Source organism: Desulfobacterales bacterium, from assembly GCA_034520365.1.
GTDB lineage: Bacteria > Desulfobacterota > Desulfobacteria > Desulfobacterales > Desulfosalsimonadaceae > M55B175.
This window is the reverse complement of record JAXHNP010000003.1, coordinates 243,632-258,836: the sequence shown is the minus strand read 5'-3', so window position 1 is coordinate 258,836 and position 15,205 is coordinate 243,632. Positions and strand designations below refer to the sequence as shown.

12 protein-coding genes and 1 tRNA gene are annotated in these 15,205 nt (G+C 52.3%); 6 read left to right on the top strand and 7 right to left on the bottom strand.

Annotation, left to right across the window (positions count from 1 at the left end):
- Positions 1–21 precede the first annotated feature (21 nt).
- Positions 22–1,632 (top strand): acyl--CoA ligase family protein, encoded by a 1,611-nt coding sequence (locus tag U5L07_04370; GenBank protein ID MDZ7830966.1) that lies wholly within the window; start codon positions 22–24, stop codon positions 1,630–1,632.
- A 304-nt stretch (positions 1,633–1,936) separates the two neighbouring features.
- On the opposite strand, the gene U5L07_04365 is transcribed toward U5L07_04370, so the two are convergent.
- From U5L07_04365 to U5L07_04350, 4 genes are all read right to left on the bottom strand, one after another.
- Positions 1,937–3,082 (bottom strand): tetrathionate reductase family octaheme c-type cytochrome, encoded by a 1,146-nt coding sequence (locus U5L07_04365; GenBank protein MDZ7830965.1) that lies wholly within the window; start codon positions 3,080–3,082, stop codon positions 1,937–1,939.
- Positions 3,083–3,340, bottom strand: coding sequence for a hypothetical protein (locus U5L07_04360; GenBank protein ID MDZ7830964.1), 258 nt, complete (start codon positions 3,338–3,340; stop codon positions 3,083–3,085).
- A 203-nt stretch (positions 3,341–3,543) separates the two neighbouring features.
- Positions 3,544–4,320: a DUF362 domain-containing protein gene (locus tag U5L07_04355; GenBank protein MDZ7830963.1), complete on the bottom strand. Its 777-nt coding sequence runs from the start codon at positions 4,318–4,320 to the stop codon at positions 3,544–3,546.
- Positions 4,320–7,280 carry an insulinase family protein gene (locus tag U5L07_04350; protein ID MDZ7830962.1) on the bottom strand — a complete coding sequence of 987 codons (2,961 nt, stop codon included), beginning with the start codon at positions 7,278–7,280 and terminating at the stop codon, positions 4,320–4,322. The genes U5L07_04355 and U5L07_04350 overlap by 1 nt, the downstream gene beginning before the upstream one ends.
- 230 nt (positions 7,281–7,510) lie before the next feature.
- On the opposite strand from U5L07_04350, the gene U5L07_04345 reads away from it, so the two are divergent.
- Both U5L07_04345 and U5L07_04340 read left to right on the top strand, forming a co-directional pair.
- A complete protein-coding gene (locus U5L07_04345) occupies positions 7,511–8,743 on the top strand; it encodes an inorganic phosphate transporter (protein MDZ7830961.1) in 1,233 nt (410 codons plus the stop codon).
- A gap of 16 nt (positions 8,744–8,759) precedes the next feature.
- The gene (locus tag U5L07_04340) at positions 8,760–9,428 is read left to right on the top strand and encodes a TIGR00153 family protein (protein MDZ7830960.1); all 669 of its coding nucleotides are present in this window, start codon (positions 8,760–8,762) and stop codon (positions 9,426–9,428) included.
- Between the two features lie 19 nt (positions 9,429–9,447).
- Here U5L07_04340 and U5L07_04335 read toward each other — a convergent pair whose 3' ends face one another.
- Both U5L07_04335 and U5L07_04330 read right to left on the bottom strand, forming a co-directional pair.
- Positions 9,448–9,699: a hypothetical protein gene (locus U5L07_04335; GenBank protein MDZ7830959.1), complete on the bottom strand. Its 252-nt coding sequence runs from the start codon at positions 9,697–9,699 to the stop codon at positions 9,448–9,450.
- A 91-nt stretch (positions 9,700–9,790) separates the two neighbouring features.
- Positions 9,791–11,686 carry a SurA N-terminal domain-containing protein gene (locus U5L07_04330; protein MDZ7830958.1) on the bottom strand — a complete coding sequence of 632 codons (1,896 nt, stop codon included), beginning with the start codon at positions 11,684–11,686 and terminating at the stop codon, positions 9,791–9,793.
- Between the two features lie 205 nt (positions 11,687–11,891).
- Between U5L07_04330 and U5L07_04325 the strand changes: the two genes are divergently transcribed.
- Positions 11,892–11,967: transfer RNA gene (locus tag U5L07_04325), tRNA-Ala, on the top strand.
- 88 nt (positions 11,968–12,055) lie between these two features.
- Here U5L07_04325 and U5L07_04320 read toward each other — a convergent pair.
- Complete coding sequence (locus tag U5L07_04320; protein ID MDZ7830957.1) at positions 12,056–13,141, bottom strand: DUF3524 domain-containing protein; 1,086 nt, start codon at positions 13,139–13,141, stop codon at positions 12,056–12,058.
- Positions 13,142–13,275: 134 nt separating this feature from the next.
- Between U5L07_04320 and sppA the strand changes: the two genes are divergently transcribed.
- Complete coding sequence (gene sppA / locus U5L07_04315; protein MDZ7830956.1) at positions 13,276–14,265, top strand: signal peptide peptidase SppA; 990 nt, start codon at positions 13,276–13,278, stop codon at positions 14,263–14,265.
- Between the two features lie 54 nt (positions 14,266–14,319).
- Complete coding sequence (locus U5L07_04310) at positions 14,320–15,204, top strand: hypothetical protein (protein ID MDZ7830955.1); 885 nt, start codon at positions 14,320–14,322, stop codon at positions 15,202–15,204.
- The last annotated feature ends 1 nt before the right edge of the window (position 15,205 follow it).

The window sequence follows — 15,205 nt, the reverse complement described above, 5'->3', positions numbered from 1 at the left end:
CTGGATTAGGAGGAATAGGTTATGAACCAGGATAGTGTGAATTATGATGTGCTCTCCCCGGTAAAATTCATCTGGCGATCCGCTGATGTGTTTCGGGACAAAACCGCCATCATCCACGGGGATACGCGGTATACGTATGCGGAGTTTTATGCCCGCATTAACCGATTGGCCAGCGCCCTAAAGGCGGCTGGCGTGAAAAAGGGCGATAAGGTGGCATTCGTGGCCCCGAATATTCCGCCGGTACTTGAGGCGCATTTTGCCGTGCCCATGATCGGGGCGGCGCTGGTCACGGTGAACATCCGGCTTTCATCGCCTGAGATCGCCTATATTCTGAATCATTCCGAAGCCAAAGTGGTGGTTGCAGACAACCAGTTTGCCGGGCTGCTTTCGCCGATCCTGGATGAACTCGAGTCTGTGGAGCAGTTTGTCAATATCTGTGATGTGTCCGATGAGCGGCCGCTTGACGGCATGAGCTACGAGGAATTTCTGGAGACCGGCTCAGACGAACCGGTTCCCTGCGAGGTAAGCGATGAACGCGATGTGCTCACTCTGAATTACACCAGCGGCACCACCGGCAAACCCAAGGGGGTGATGTATCATCACCGCGGCGCTTACCTAAACGCCATGGGCGAGATCATCGAATTCAACCTGGATCCGGATTCGATTTATCTCTGGACGCTTCCCATGTTTCACTGCAACGGGTGGTGCTATACATGGGCCGTGGCGGCTGTGGGGGCGACAAATGTATGTCTGCGCAAAGTCGAGCCGGCGGTGATTTATGATCTCATCGAAAAGGAGCAGGTCACCCACCTGTGCGCTGCGCCCACTGTTCTGATCGGTCTGTCCGGCTATTTGGAGGAGAACGATATCAAGCTGAGCCACAGGCTTAATATCAATACGGCCGGTGCGCCCCCCGCCCCCCAGGTGATTCAGAATATGGAGGCCTCCGGCGCCGAGGTGATTCAGTGCTACGGGCTGACCGAAGTTTACGGGCCGCACACCATCTGTACCTGGCAGCCCAGGTGGAATGAGCGGTCAGCAGAAGAGCGGGCCACCATCAAAGCCCGGCAGGGGGTGCCCTATATCAATGCCATGTATGCGGATGTGGTAGATCCCAAAACCTATGAACCGGTGCCCCGGGACGGGCAAACCATCGGCGAGATCGTGATGCGGGGAAACAATGTGATGCTGGGCTACTATAAGGATGAGGCGGCCACCCGGGAGGCGTTTGACGGCGGATGGTTTCACAGCGGAGATTTGGCGGTAAGGCACCCGGACGGCTATATCCAGATCATGGACCGGAAAAAAGATATCATTATCAGCGGCGGTGAAAATATTTCCACCGTGGAGGTGGAGAACACCCTTTACAAGCATCCGGAAGTCCTGGAGGCGGCCGTGGTCTCAACGCCCCATGAAAAATGGGGGGAGGTGCCCAAGGCCTTTGTGACCTTAAAGCCCGGAAGCAGCGCCGCGGCCGAAGACATTATCGCCTTCTGTAAAGAGCACCTGGCCCGGTTTAAGGCGCCCAAGATCGTGGAGTTCTGTGATCTGCCAAAAACCGCCACCGGCAAAATCCAGAAGTTCAAACTGCGCGACAAGGAATGGAAAGGCCGGGATCGGAAGGTGGCATAGAATATAGGTGTAGGGTGTTGGGTATAAGGTATAAGGTATAAGGTGTAGGGTGTAGGGTATTAGGTGTAAGTAAGGTAGGGGGTTTCGTGCTCGTAATCGTGCGCGGCAATTTTAAGGCGATTACGAGCACGAATTAAACCGTTCTTTTCACAGCTGCAGTTATATAAGTCGTTATTCCAAGCCGTTCCGCCACTGTCATTCCGAGAAGCGCCAGCGACGAGGAATCTTATTGTAAAGATTTCTCGCTGACGCTCGAAATGACAGTATGGACGGATTTTGATGCCCTCAAAAATGGCCCGAATAACTATTTTAAGCTTCTGCCGCCGGTAACCGCCGGATCGCCCTTGTAGCCCAGGGCCTTGAAATCCATGACGCCTTCTGTGCCATGGCAGTCCAGGCAGGAGAGCGCCTCCTGCTTCGGGGCGATTTCGTGATTGAGCCGCCAGTGCATGACGGTTTCCACGAATGTGATCTCCCCGCTGAAATCCAAACCGGCGGTCTTCATTCCTTTTCGGGCCGCTTCCTGCCAGTCATAATTGGTGAAATAGCCGTTATGGAGTTTCGGGACGATCAGGTGTTCGAGGTTTTTATCCGCCGGCACTTTACTTTTCATTAATTTGTAGGGCGTGATTTTTGCCGCTGGATCATTGATGTCGCCCATGGGCGGATTCAAATACGTAACGCCGGCTATGTTAACCGGATCGCCTTTTAGATAGCGCCGGTGTTTGCCGTTGTACCAGTCATAGGACGGAATTAGCCCTTTTTCTTTGATCAGAAATCCCTTTTTCTTGTTTATCTTTTTTGTTTTTTGATCAGTCTCTTCCAGCATCTTGCCGGGCTCGCCGCTCCTGGACCAATCCCAGCGCGTTGTGGTCTTCGTCTGCTTGGCATATTTCGGAATGTGGCATGTCTGGCAGGCGATGGCATCGCAGTGGGAATTAAGTTGCTCCAGCACCGGGGAATCCGAATCGTGGGGGGCAGGGGCGTGGCAGTCCGTGCACGTCACCTTGCCTTCACTCACGGAAGACGTGGTGCTTCTGCCGGCGATGCGATGGTTCTCGGTGGTGTGGCATTCCTGGCAGGTAAAATCAAGCGCCCCCATATGGAAGTCAAGATCCGGAGACGGATCAGCCAGGGCGTCGCCCATATCCCCGTGTTTTACATTATTGCCGCCGCCGCCATACCAGTGGCAGGTCCCGCAATTGGAACGATCCGGCATGCCGACATTTCGGGCCACTTTACCGAGATCCACGGATTCGTTTGGATAGCCGCAGGTATTTTTCTTTTTATCATAGGTGCCGGTGGTGTCATGGCAGACCAGGCAATCGGCCCTTGACGGGTCATCGAAGCAGAAACCGTCTTCCTTTCCACAAGCATCAAACGCTTCATCCTGCCAGCCATAGCCGGCATGACATTTGGTGCAACTGCACCAGTTCGACTCGATGCTCACTCAGAAGTTGTTCATCAGCATTCGTTTGCCCAGTTCTTTATCGGCTTTAATCCCGCTAACATGGGGGGCTGGCCCCTTCCAGCGCCAGTGGGCGGTCTCTATAAAGTCCTGGCCCTGCTCATGATGGCATTGCAGGCAGGCTTGGGTCACGGCAGGGCCATCCGCATATTCATCAACCATGAAATTTCCATGATCCACCGCCGCTGCCGGGCTTGATATGAAAATAACCGCCAAAAACATCCATACCAGATGACGCATTGTACCACTCCTTTCCTTATTTAAGCGTTTGATCGGATACTCGAAAAAATTGTCTCGGTAGTGTCTATTCAAGCTGGATGCCAACCTTGTCGGATTCATTTAATTTGAAGTTATTTTAATATGTTATAAAATCTGGGGGGAGCCGCTGGCAAGCGTTACAGGGGTGGTTTGGTAACGTATAGGTAACAATTAAGTAACGCTACTTACCCCTGTGCGGTCACAAAATCCTTCAAATGAACGATCTTTTGCCAGTCCAGCCCTAGCAGCCCGGCGGATGTGCGGTCAACGGAGAGAGAATCAAAGCCCGCCACAAGTTTTCCCACAGGCGGCTCACAAGTGCGGCCGCCCAGATGCTGGTCCGGCATACCGACGCTTGCGTCCATTAGGGTTAAGTCCGGGCTCCGGTATCGGTTAAGGTCGATAATCGCCTGCTGGAGGCCCTGATGAAACGCGGCCTTGTTCCAGATGCCGCCGGCGCCGGCATAGTGCGATGGCGGGGCAAACCCCATCATGTTTTTCAAGCTGCCGGTAAATTGGGATAGCGTGTGGACTTTTAAAACCGGCAGGGAAATAATAAAATGGGTAAAGGCAATGGCTGGCAGAAACAACTCAGGGAGGCGCGGGCAATCCGGATTTGTGTGCTGCTCAACCGGTTCGGCATTCAAATCCACCAGGGGCACGTCAAGTTCATTTGAAAGCCGGGTATATCCCAGTTTGTCAAACACCTCATAGGTGGTTTCGCAGGGATCACCCGTGCCTTCGGCGATAATAATATCCGCCGCACTGCATGCGCGGATGTATTCAATGACCGCCCGGCAGCATGCCGCGGATGTGGTCACCGGATGGGGCATGGAGGTGACCAGATTCGGCTTGAGAAGGATTTTTTCTTGTTTGGCCAGGTGCGCCCCGGCGCCCACGGCATCCAGCACAGCCGGCACGGATTGCTCAAAGTTTGAAAAAGTAACGGTTTGCGGCGCCATCACATATCCTTCGCGCTTGATGGCTCGCTTTGGGTGGTTAACGACGGCTCAACACTCATCTGTGCCGGGGCGATAATCAATTCAGCGGCTTTTTTATTTTTGAGGTACTGCTTCGCAAGTTTGGACAGTTCCTCAGGGGTAATCGATTGGTAGTCCTCAAAAAACGTCCGGCTCCACTCGATTTGTTCCGGATGCCGGGATGAGCCCTTGAGCACGCTATTGAGCCAGTATTCGTTGGTCTTCTGGCGCTCCTTGATGCTGGTTAGAATCGGCTTGACCGCGCGGTCGCGTTCCTCTTTATCAACCCCCTGTTCGGCAAGGCTTGTCGATATGTCTTTAACAGCTGAAATGATCGATTCCGCATCATCAGGGGCGATTTCAACCACCGCATGATATATGCCGAAGCCCGGAAATGCCCGGCTGGGATGGTTGTAGGCCTGATACGAGTAGGCGGCCCCCATTTTCTCGCGGATTTTAATCCGCATCCGGTCAGACATGACCGCCGAGAGCACGGAGAGCCGTCGGGTCTTGTGGATATTCCAGAAATCATCCGTGGGGTAGGCAATATCGACAAGTCCCTTATTAATTTTGGTGGCCACCTCGATATGCCGGGATTTGCCGGCCGGAAAAATCGGCCCGCTCACCTCTTCAGCAGAGGCGGACGACTCTTTCCGCGATCCCAGGGCGCCGAAGTATTTTTGGGCATTTTCAATCACAGCATCCACATCCAGATCGCCCACCACTGAAATTTCAATCGGGGCTTCGGCCATGGCCCCGCCCACCCATTCTTTGACATCGAGCAGGGAATTTTGCTGAAATGTTTCTAAATCTGGATATCCGAACCGGCTGTCCCCCCCGGCCAGAAAGCGCCGCCCCTCAAGGATCAGGGCGCCGTGGATGGAATGCTGCCAGGATTCATATTTTTGTTTGAACTGGCGCATGGCCAGATTATAGGCATCCTCCCGGAATCCCGGATCCATTATGCGCGTGTATAAAAGAGAAAAGAGCAGGGGGATTTCTTCGGAAACCGACTGGCCTTTAAACACAAACTTATCTTCTTCCACCTGAAAGCTTGTGCTTGTGTTTTTGCCGGCAAGCGCTCGTTTGAGCTGGTCCCGGGTGAGGCGGCCGGTGCCGCTTAAATTGACCACCTTTTGGGCAAGCTGGGAGAGCCCCGGTTTATCCGAGGGCTCCGCCTTGTTGCCGTGGCCGAAAACCAAGGCGGCCTTGACCTGGTTGGCCTTAAAATCGGTTTTTTTAATATTAAGGGTCACATTGTTTTCAAATTCCACCCGAATCATCTCAGGGGCCTGGATCTCCTCTTTTTTTGCAATTTTACGATCCCGTGCAGGGGCATCCAGATAGGGAAATTCAAGGATGGCCTGTTCTTCCGGTGCATGAACCGGGGTTTTGCGGCTGGCATTAAACACTTCGCGGATCTGTTGTTCGGGTTCTGTATCCTTGCCGGTTAAATTCGCATTGCCGGTGACTAATACCAGCCGGTGCTCCGGGGACCAGTCCTTTTTCAAAGCCGCATGTATGCCTTCCGCATCCGCCGCCTCGATCATAGGGGCGAGAAGCTGCTTTTCCTGTTCCGGGGATTGGAACACCCGGCGGCTGTTTAGCGCGTTTATAATCTGACGGGCCAGTCGGCTGCTTTCCCGGGTGGGGGCGGATTTGACCCGGCGGTCCAGTTCCGCCGTCAATTCCTTTTGCGCCCGTTCGATTTCGCTTTTTGTAAATCCATATTCCAAAGCTTTTCGCAGGGTCTGCTCAAGGGTTTCTATCGTGGGCTGCCATTTGTCCGGCGGGCAGTCCGCCCGGATTTCGGCAGCCTGGACGTAATTGAGATAGTTGCCGGCATGGATGCTTGCCGAGGTAAACGGGGTGTCCGGCTGATCAAGCAGTTCATCCAGCCGGTAATTGATGATCCGGCTGGCCATGTTGGAAAGCAGGCGCTTGCGCCGGATGGACTTTGAATCCAGCGGCTGGGGTTGTTTGCGCACCACTTCAATGCTTGCCGTGGTGCCGCCCGCCTCAGACTCATGATGATAGAAGACCTGAGTGCCGTTATGCTCTATTTTTCCGGGATCCGGATAGTCGCGCAAAGGGCCCCGGGCGGAAAGATCGGCAAATTTGTTCTTGATAAGCGATGCCGCCGTATTCACATCAAAGTCGCCCACCATGATGACAAGCATGCGCGCCGGCCGGTACCAGCTGTCATAGAAGGATTTAAGGAGTTGCCGGTCCGCGGATTTTATGACTTCTTCGGTCCCGATGGGCAGTCGGCTGGAAATCAGTGCTTCCGGAAATTCAAATTTTAAGGTTTCAACAAATGTTCGGTAATCGACCGAATCGCGGGTCCGTTTTTCCGCCAGTATCACGGAGCGCTCTTTTTCCACCTCATCAGCGGCGATCAGGGCGCCGGCTGCGTAATCGCGAAGCACCAGCAGGCCCTTGTCCAGGCTTTTTTTATCCCCCTCGGGCAGATCAATGTCATATACCGTGTTGTAGAATCCGGTGCGGCCGTTAACATCCGGACCAAAACGCATGCCCAGGCTTTGAAAGTATTTCACCAGCTCTCCGGCTTTAAAGTTTTCCGTGCCGTTAAACAGCATATGCTCCAGATAATGGGCAATGCCGCGTTCGGTATCCGTTTCATGCATGGCGCCGGCCTGAATATAAAGATGCATGCTGACCCGGTCTTCGGGCTTTAGGTTGGGCATCAGGATGTAGCGGAATCCGTTTTTGAATTCACCAAAAGTCACATTCGGATCAGGTTTAAGATCTGACTGGCGGTGCGCAAGCGTTTTGCTGGGGTTGAAAATAGCGGTCTCATCGCTTGAGGGGCTTTTTGCCAGTGCCGTAGTGACCGCTGCGGGCAGCAAGGAGCCTATAAGGAGCCAAACAGAGAGGCCAATGATGATCGTCAGGTTTTGAATCATTCGTTTATATCGCATTTCCAATCCTTTTTCAGTTAGACATACAAACCGGCTAAAAATTTTTAGAATTCTTAAATTAAGACATTCTATCGGTTTTGACAAATGATAAAGAGTCAACCCCCTGAGAGCGGGAAATTGCCGCGATTGTCCGGGAAAAGTCGATTCATTGATTTTGCCTTGCGCTGCTCGGGTCGGTGTGTTAAGCCGTCACATAACTGTAACCATTCAGACCAAAAACGGTGAACAGCGTGCCAACTGAAATTGTTGTTCTTACAGTCGGTTTTATGGTGGGGTTTTACATGGCCTGGAATATCGGGGCCAATGATGTGGCCAATTCCATGGCCTCGGCTGTTGGCGCCAAGGCGATTACCCTTCGCCAGGCCATCTTCATCGCCGGCATATTAAATATTGTTGGGGCGGCCTTTATCGGGTCCCATGTGACCGACACCATTCGAAAGGGGATTGTATCGCCGGATGTAATGAGCGATCCTCATATTGCCCTGCTGGGCGCCCTTTCCGCCCTGCTTGCCGCTTCCCTGTGGGTTTCATTTGCCACCTGGCGGTCCCTGCCGGTCTCCACGACCCATTCTATTGTGGGCGCCATGGTGGGCTTTGGCATTGCCATGGGCGGAGTTTCCGTCATTCACTGGCCGGTGCTCGGGGCAGTGGTGGCAAGCTGGGTGATTTCCCCGGTATTCAGTCTGATCATCGGGTTTGTGATGTTCAAGCTGATCGTGCGCGCGGTGTTGTCCAAACCCGATCCCTATGTGATCGCCCTGAAGCGGGCGCCGTGGTTTATCAGCATTACAGTGTTTATCATCGCCATGTCGTTTCTGTTTAAAACCCCGCTGGGTAAGAACCTTGCTTTGAGCACACCGGCTGCCGCCCTGATCTCGCTGATTATTGCCTTAAGCCTCGGATTTCTTGGAAGGCGCCTGATTGTGTACAAGCTGGATGAAGAAAAGAAGCTTAGACTGGGCGCGGAAGCCATTTTCCGCCGCATTCAGATCGGCACCTCCTGTTATGTGGCTCTGGCCCAGGGAGCCAATGATGTGGCCAATGCCATCGGCCCGTTGGCGGTCATCTATTTTTTGGTGAAAAAGGGGACGATTGGCGCTACCGTGCCGGTGCCTTTTTTTCTGCTTTTGTTCGGCGGCGTGGGGATCGCACTGGGCATTTCCATGGGCGGGGCCCGGGTGATCCAAACCGTGGGCAGCCGGATTACCACCCTTAGCAATACGCGGGGATTTTCGGTTGATTTTTCAGCCGCCACTACCGTTTTGGTCGCCTCCAAGCTGGGCCTGCCGGTCTCTACCACACATGCGGCGGTCGGCGGGGTCTTGGGTGTGGGGATGGCCAGAGGCTTTGAAGCGGTCAATTTTAGCATTATATTTAAAATTATGCTATATTGGGTTCTTACAGTACCCATAGCCGCCATTACCTGTGTCGGCATCTTTAAATTCCTCGCCTGGTTGTTTTGATATAAGGAGATACAGAATGCGAATTCCGTTTTTTAATATGTTTATTGCTTCCCCGTTTGATGCGCTGCAGGAGCATGCTGAAAAAGTAAAAGAATGTTCCTGGGCCTTTCAGCAGGCTATGGAATGCTATGCATCCACGCGATGCGACACCTTTGACGAGCATCACCAGGAAGTCATCCGGTTCGAACACGAGGCGGATGAGATCAAGCGCCGGATACGCGGGCATCTGCCCAAAGGCGTGATGCTGCCCATAGAGAAATTTCAGTTGTTTCGCTATCTGAGGGAGCAGGATGGCGTGTTGGATGCGGTCCATGAGTCGTTGAAGTGGCTTTCATTCCGTTCAGATGCGGGCATTCCGGAGGCCGTGGAAAAAGAGCTGTTTTTGCTCGTGGATGCGGTGATCGAGCCCATCGAAGAGCTTGCCCACATGGTGGACGAGGCACGGAAATATTTTAAAACTTTTTCAGAAAAGCAGCGCCGGAAAGTGAAGGAAATTATCCGCAATCTCCGCCAGATGGAACATGATGCGGACCAGCTCGAACATGCCCTGATCGAGAAAATTTTTGCCAACGAAACCGATCCGATCTCGGTTTTTCATCTGGTGAGGCTGGCCGAGACCATCGGCAGTATCGCCGACCACGCGGAAAACGCCTCCGACATGATGCGGGCCATGCTTGCCAAATAATGTGAATGCGGCGTTTAGCTTAAAAAAACGCCCACTTCAGGTAGCCGATAAAGATGGCCCATGCGATGAGGCAGGTCACATAGGAAACCCACATCCCCCGTTTTCTGGCCTTGCCATGTTTATCCGCCCTGCCTACCTTGGTGTGGCAGGAGAAACATTCTCTGGCATCCATGGGCAGATTGATGAAGCACTCGGGACATCGTTTGACCAGAAGATTCTTGTTGATCTGACTCCCAGTCTTTGCGGCTTTTTTGCCGAATATTTTCGCCATTGGCGAGTTCCTGGGTTCTCTATTTAAATGATGTTAACAGTGCCCCTTTAACGTTGCGGGGGTGGCCTTGGAGTTGATTAGGCCGCGGCCCTTAGTTTATTATCTGTTCGGATATTTCGATTTCGCTTTTTTCCCTTAGCTGCGCGATCCAGGCATCCATGTAGCGGGATTTTTTCTGGTTCAGCAGCTGTTGCACCACCTGTTCTTTTTCTGTTTCAAAGTTTTCCGGATCCGGCATCTGCTTATCAGCAAACGCAATAATGTAAAAACCCTTTTGGCCATCTATCGGCGTATCCGGTAGCGGCTCTGACGCCGACAGGTTAAACGCCGCATCCATCAGCGCCTGATCCCTGCCGATTTCAGGGATGGATTGGTTGCGCGTAAAAAAGTCCGTGGTATGGATTTCAATGCCCGCCTCTCTTGCTGCGGTTTGAATCGAATCTGCGGATTTGACATCAGTCAGGAATGCTTTGGCGGCATTTTTGGCCGCTTTTTTTCGCTCCTGTTTTTTCCAGTCCGTGATTACCTGCTCGCGAACCGTTTCAAATTCAGGGATTTGTGCCTCCTTTTTTTCAAGGATCTGTATCAGGAAAAATGCATTGCCCAGTTCCTTGACATCGCTGACATCCATCAGAGGCAGTTTAAAGGCGGCTTCGGCAAAGGCCTTGGATTCGGAAACACCGGCCGGGCCTTTCTCCCGCGTGAAAAAATCGGTCGTCTGAACCGAGAGGTCCTCGCGGGACTCGGTGTTCTTAACCAGATCGTCGCCGGCAAATGAGATGTTGTACATGGAAAACGCATCATCATAGGCCTTGTTTTTGGCCTTTTCCATGGCAAGGGTTTGGCGGATCTGATCCTTGACTTCGGCCAGCGGGTTGATGCTTTTTTCGGTTTTTTCTTCGACCTTTATGATGTGCCAGCCGAACTCGGTCCGGACGGGGTCGCTGATTTCGCCGGGTTCCATGGAAAACGCCTTGTCAGAGAAGGGTTTGACCATATCCCCGCGTTCAAATGTGCCGATATCCCCGCCTTTTTCCTTGCTCGGGCCTTCAGAGTATTTTTGCGCCAACCCGGCAAAATCTTTTCCCGACCTGGCCTTTTCCATGATTTCCACGGCTTTTTCCCGCCGTTTGGCGACCTCTTCCGGGCTGGCCGTTTTATCGAGTTTGAGGAGGATGTGCCGGGCGTGGACGGTTGCCGGCTGCTGATATTTTTTCTTGTTATTGCGGTAATAGGCCTCGATTTCCGCTTCTGAGACCTCGACCTTTGATAAATAATCCTCCGGCGAAAATTTGAGGTATCTGGCCTTAATTTGGGGCTGGGTTTTGTATTGCTCCTTGTGCGCCTCGTAATAGGCTTTCACTGCCGCCTCATCAATGGGGATATCAGAAAAATTGGCGGGCTTAAACAGGGCATAATCGATTTTGATCTCTGCATTTTTCCAGTTGTACCATTGCCGGGCTTCGGCCGGGGAAACCTGGATGCCGCTGGACACAATGGAACGGAATTTCTGGATAAGCATGGATTCCCGCTGGAGGGCCTCAAAAGACTCCGGAGACAGGCGGTTCTGATTTAAAACCATTTTATACTGCTGCTGATTGAATTGCCCGTTTTTCTGAAACGCCGGAATACGGGTGATGGTCTCGGCCAATTCAGTAGGGACCACCTGAAGGTTGTATTTCCGGGCGGTCTGCCGCAGAAGCTCGGTTTCAATAACCTGATTCATGGCCTGCTGCTTGAGATCGAACATTTCAATCATCTCATTGTTAAACCGGTCCCCGAACTGCTGGCGGAGCCGTTCAATCATTCGCTGGTATGCCTGTTGATATTCGCGAATGGAAATCGGTTCGCCGTTGACATTGGCGGCTTTGGTAGTCCGGCCCGAATTAAAGCTGCCGGCCCCCATGAAAACAAACGCCAGCACAATAATGCCCAGAAGAACTTTGATCATCCAAGAGCCGGCGCTTTCCCGCATTTTGTTAAGCATTTAACAATCTCCCAACTATATATAATTTTTTTATTTTGATTAGATATTTCGATAGGTTTCAGACGTTCCCGCCCGGCAGTCCAGGGCCGGGTAGGTTTCCTGTATTTCTAATGGCTATCTGATTTTTTGTCAATATATTATAGGGGTTCAAAATAAGGCTTGACAGCCCACGTACGTTTTATTAAATTCCGGGATTATTTCAAACGGGGCTGTAGCTCAGTTGGGAGAGCGCTTGAATGGCATTCAAGAGGTCAGGGGTTCGATTCCCCTCAGCTCCACCAAAAAAGTTTTTCATAAACCGGCTGTCTGAAAAGGTGGCCGGTTTTTGTTTTTATTGGCCGTTGACCCGCCAGGGTTATCTTGACGCGTTTATCCGGCTATTTTTTCCAGTGCTTGATCAAATTCGGAGATCCGCTCCCGCCAGTCATATTTCGCCATGCTGCCGGCCAGCTGCCGGCGGATGGCTGCATAGTCCTGGGGCGCCGTTAGAATACCCGAGAGTTTGGCCGTGAGTTGCTCAAACGTGTTGTATAGGCACAGATGGTGCATTTCATCCGGAATGAGTTCAGGGTAGACCAGGCGGTTCGGCACCAGTGGGAGGCACCCAAAACGTGTGGCCTCAACAATTGCGATGCCGAAATTTTCCTGAATGGCCGTGCTTACCACCACTGTTCCCGCCCTAAGCCACTTAAAATAGGCGGCCTTGTCCTTGACATATCCGAAGTGAACCAATTTTTTATTAAATCGGGTTTCCACGCTTTTAAATACAGGGGGCATGCTGCCATATGACTCCCCCAGCACAGCAAGGCGGAAGTCAATGCCTTTTTTCGCCACTGTTTCCAGCGCACTGAAGAAGATGTCCGGCTGTTTATCAAACTCCCATCGATGGTTCCAGATCACAAGCGGGGGGTTTTCTGTTTTCGGCCCCGTTGGTGCCGCCGCCATGGAGAAATCACAGCCCGGATAACACACAGCGGATTTGGCCCGGATTTTTTCAATGGCCCAGGCGGGTCGGTAATCCGGCATCATTCGGATAAATCCGGACAGATGATCAAAAAAATCATTAAAATGCGTGTTTGAATTAAAAACCACGCGGTCAGCCGCAAGGGCCGTGGTTATATCCGTAAATCCGAAATGCGCATCCCGGACTTCTCCCGGCTGAACCGGATAAGTTAACTGATTTTCGTGAAAATAGACCATTACCGGCGGGCATTTGCCGGGGCAAAGGGCTTTAAAGTCAGTCAGAGCCATTAAGTCTGAGCAGATAAGGGCGTCATAGGCGGAAATTTCTTTTATTTGACGAATAAAGTGCAGGGCGGCCCCCCGCATCCGCCATTTCCAGAAACGGGCGGGCAGGGCATACAGATCCGCATCATGCTTGGTGTGTTTTATAAAGCTATCGGCAAAGTCCCGATGCGAGCCCCCGTAAAAGGGCTCAAGAAAGAGCAGGCGCATGGTTTGCTCCGCTATTCGATTTTGGATATGGACATGACTATTCTGAATGTAGTATAAATTAAAACTAAACGCAATTTGGGTGTAACCGGTTTATTCATTAAAAAGGGCCGTTGTTTCAGCCGGGGGAGGCGGGTATGGAGGTGATTTTGAAAAAAATTCTGATCTTAATGGTTTTATTTGTCTGCGCGGCAGGCTGTATGTCCCCGCAAGTCAAGCTTTTCACGGATGCCACGGATCCTTTGAAAGAGTTTACTTTACAGGGCCGGGCGGATACAAAGGTGCTTTTGATTCCGGTAAACGGTATGATATCCGACTTTTCGCATAAAGGCCTGTTGCGGACAGAACCGAGCATGGTCCAGGAGGTCGTCTCTCAACTGAATATGGCGGCAGAAGATCCGGAGATCAAGGCGGTGCTCTTTAAGATCGATTCCCCGGGCGGCTCGGTGACAGCCAGTGATGTCTTATATCATGAGATCCAGGCGTTTAAGGAGAAAACCGGCAAAGCCGTTTCCGTCGTATTGATGAACGTGGCCGCTTCCGGCGGCTATTACATGGCGCTTCCGGCGGATATGATCATGGCCCATCCCACATCAATTACGGGCTCGGTGGGGGTTATTTTCCTTCGGCCGAAAGTAAACGGCCTGATGGAGAAAATCGGTGTGGATGTCATTACCCATACTTCGGGTACGCATAAGGATATGGGCTCTCCCTTCAGGGAGGCCTCTGAAGAAGAGGCGCAGATCTTTCAGGGACTGGCTGAGAGTTTGGGGAGCCGTTTTGTCGATTTGGTTAAAAAGCATCGGGATTTCTCTGATTCGGCCCTGGCCGAAGTTGAGACCGCGCGGATTTTCCTGGCGGATGAGGCGCTTGAAATCGGGCTGGTGGATGAAATCGGCTATTTGAACGATGCATTCGAAAAAACCCGGGCCATGGCGGGTCTGCCGGAAGATGCAAAGCTCGTGGTCTACCGCCGGAGCGAATACCCCAATGACAATATTTATAATACGCAAACCCGCTTTCAGGCGGGCGGGCAATCCTTAATTGACCTGGGCCTTCCCCAATCTGCTAAATTGGGGCGCTCCGGTTTTTACTATCTCTGGCCGGCGGGTATTGATTTTGAGTAACAGGCGAAATCCGCATGGCATCCGTCTGAACCCACTGTTGATGATGTTTCGCTTATGAAGAAGCCGAAAATTGATCCCAAACTGCGAAGCCTGATCGAGACGCTAAGAGCCCAGGGCTTTATTTTAAAAGGCATTCAAAACGGCTTTCGGATAAAGTTGGAAAACGGCCATGACGTGGATGTGTATACGCTTAAATCCAATCCCTCACATGTCCGGGCGCGTGTTCGAACGACCCTCGGTGAGGAAGCGGCCCGCAGCGAAAAAATTGAAAAAATTTATCGAATGCTCTCAGACAGCACCCGCCAGATCGCTGTAGTCAATCGGTTCAAGCTGACCAAGGATATGGGTGAGGCGTATGTTTATTATGCGCATGTAGATTTATCCGAAACCCCGGCTTATCAGGAGACCATTTTGATCGGAGGGTCGGCTGAAGCGGCGGCTGAGCCGGAAGCCTATGAGGTATCAGAGGTTTCCGTTGAGGTTGAGGAGGATGCGGAAATTCAACCGGATGAACCAGAGACATTGCCGGCTGAACCTCAGGAAGAGGAGACGGCTGAGGCAGAAACGCCCGAAGCCCAGGCGGATGAAGCACAGATCGATCTCACGGATTTTCTGGAAAGCGAAGAAACCGGGCCGCCTGAACCTGAAGATGCGGTGCGCCGGCTGGAAGCCGTGGATGCCAAAACCCTGCGGCAGGCCTTGGACAAATTGTCCCTGCCGCGCTCCAGCAACGTGCGTCTGGTGCTCACCCGGCTCTATCGCAGCGCCATAGATGCGGAGGAGCTGGCGGCCACAGTCGGGGTTGAGGCGGATAAAATCAATACGGCCAATGAGATGGAGGAGTTAAAGATGATCCGGGAAGGGCAGGCCATCGATTTTCTGCAACCCTTGATCGAGCTTCTATGGCAGGCGGTAAACCGCGAATCAGGCAACGGATAGC

Bases quoted from the DNA above. Each gene is read 5' to 3' on its own strand.
- U5L07_04360 (MDZ7830964.1), bottom strand. From the start codon at position 3,340: ATGCGTCATCTGGTATGGATGTTTTTGGCGGTTATTTTCATATCAAGC.
- U5L07_04330 (MDZ7830958.1), bottom strand. From the start codon at position 11,686: ATGCTTAACAAAATGCGGGAAAGCGCCGGCTCTTGGATGATCAAAGTT.
- U5L07_04320 (MDZ7830957.1), bottom strand. From the start codon at position 13,141: ATGCGCCTGCTCTTTCTTGAGCCCTTTTACGGGGGCTCGCATCGGGAC.
- U5L07_04370 (MDZ7830966.1), top strand. From the start codon at position 22: ATGAACCAGGATAGTGTGAATTATGATGTGCTCTCCCCGGTAAAATTC.
- U5L07_04335 (MDZ7830959.1), bottom strand. From the start codon at position 9,699: ATGGCGAAAATATTCGGCAAAAAAGCCGCAAAGACTGGGAGTCAGATC.
- U5L07_04355 (MDZ7830963.1), bottom strand. From the start codon at position 4,320: ATGGCGCCGCAAACCGTTACTTTTTCAAACTTTGAGCAATCCGTGCCG.
- U5L07_04350 (MDZ7830962.1), bottom strand. From the start codon at position 7,280: ATGCGATATAAACGAATGATTCAAAACCTGACGATCATCATTGGCCTC.
- U5L07_04340 (MDZ7830960.1), top strand. From the start codon at position 8,760: ATGCGAATTCCGTTTTTTAATATGTTTATTGCTTCCCCGTTTGATGCG.
- sppA (MDZ7830956.1), top strand. From the start codon at position 13,276: ATGGAGGTGATTTTGAAAAAAATTCTGATCTTAATGGTTTTATTTGTC.
- U5L07_04310 (MDZ7830955.1), top strand. From the start codon at position 14,320: ATGAAGAAGCCGAAAATTGATCCCAAACTGCGAAGCCTGATCGAGACG.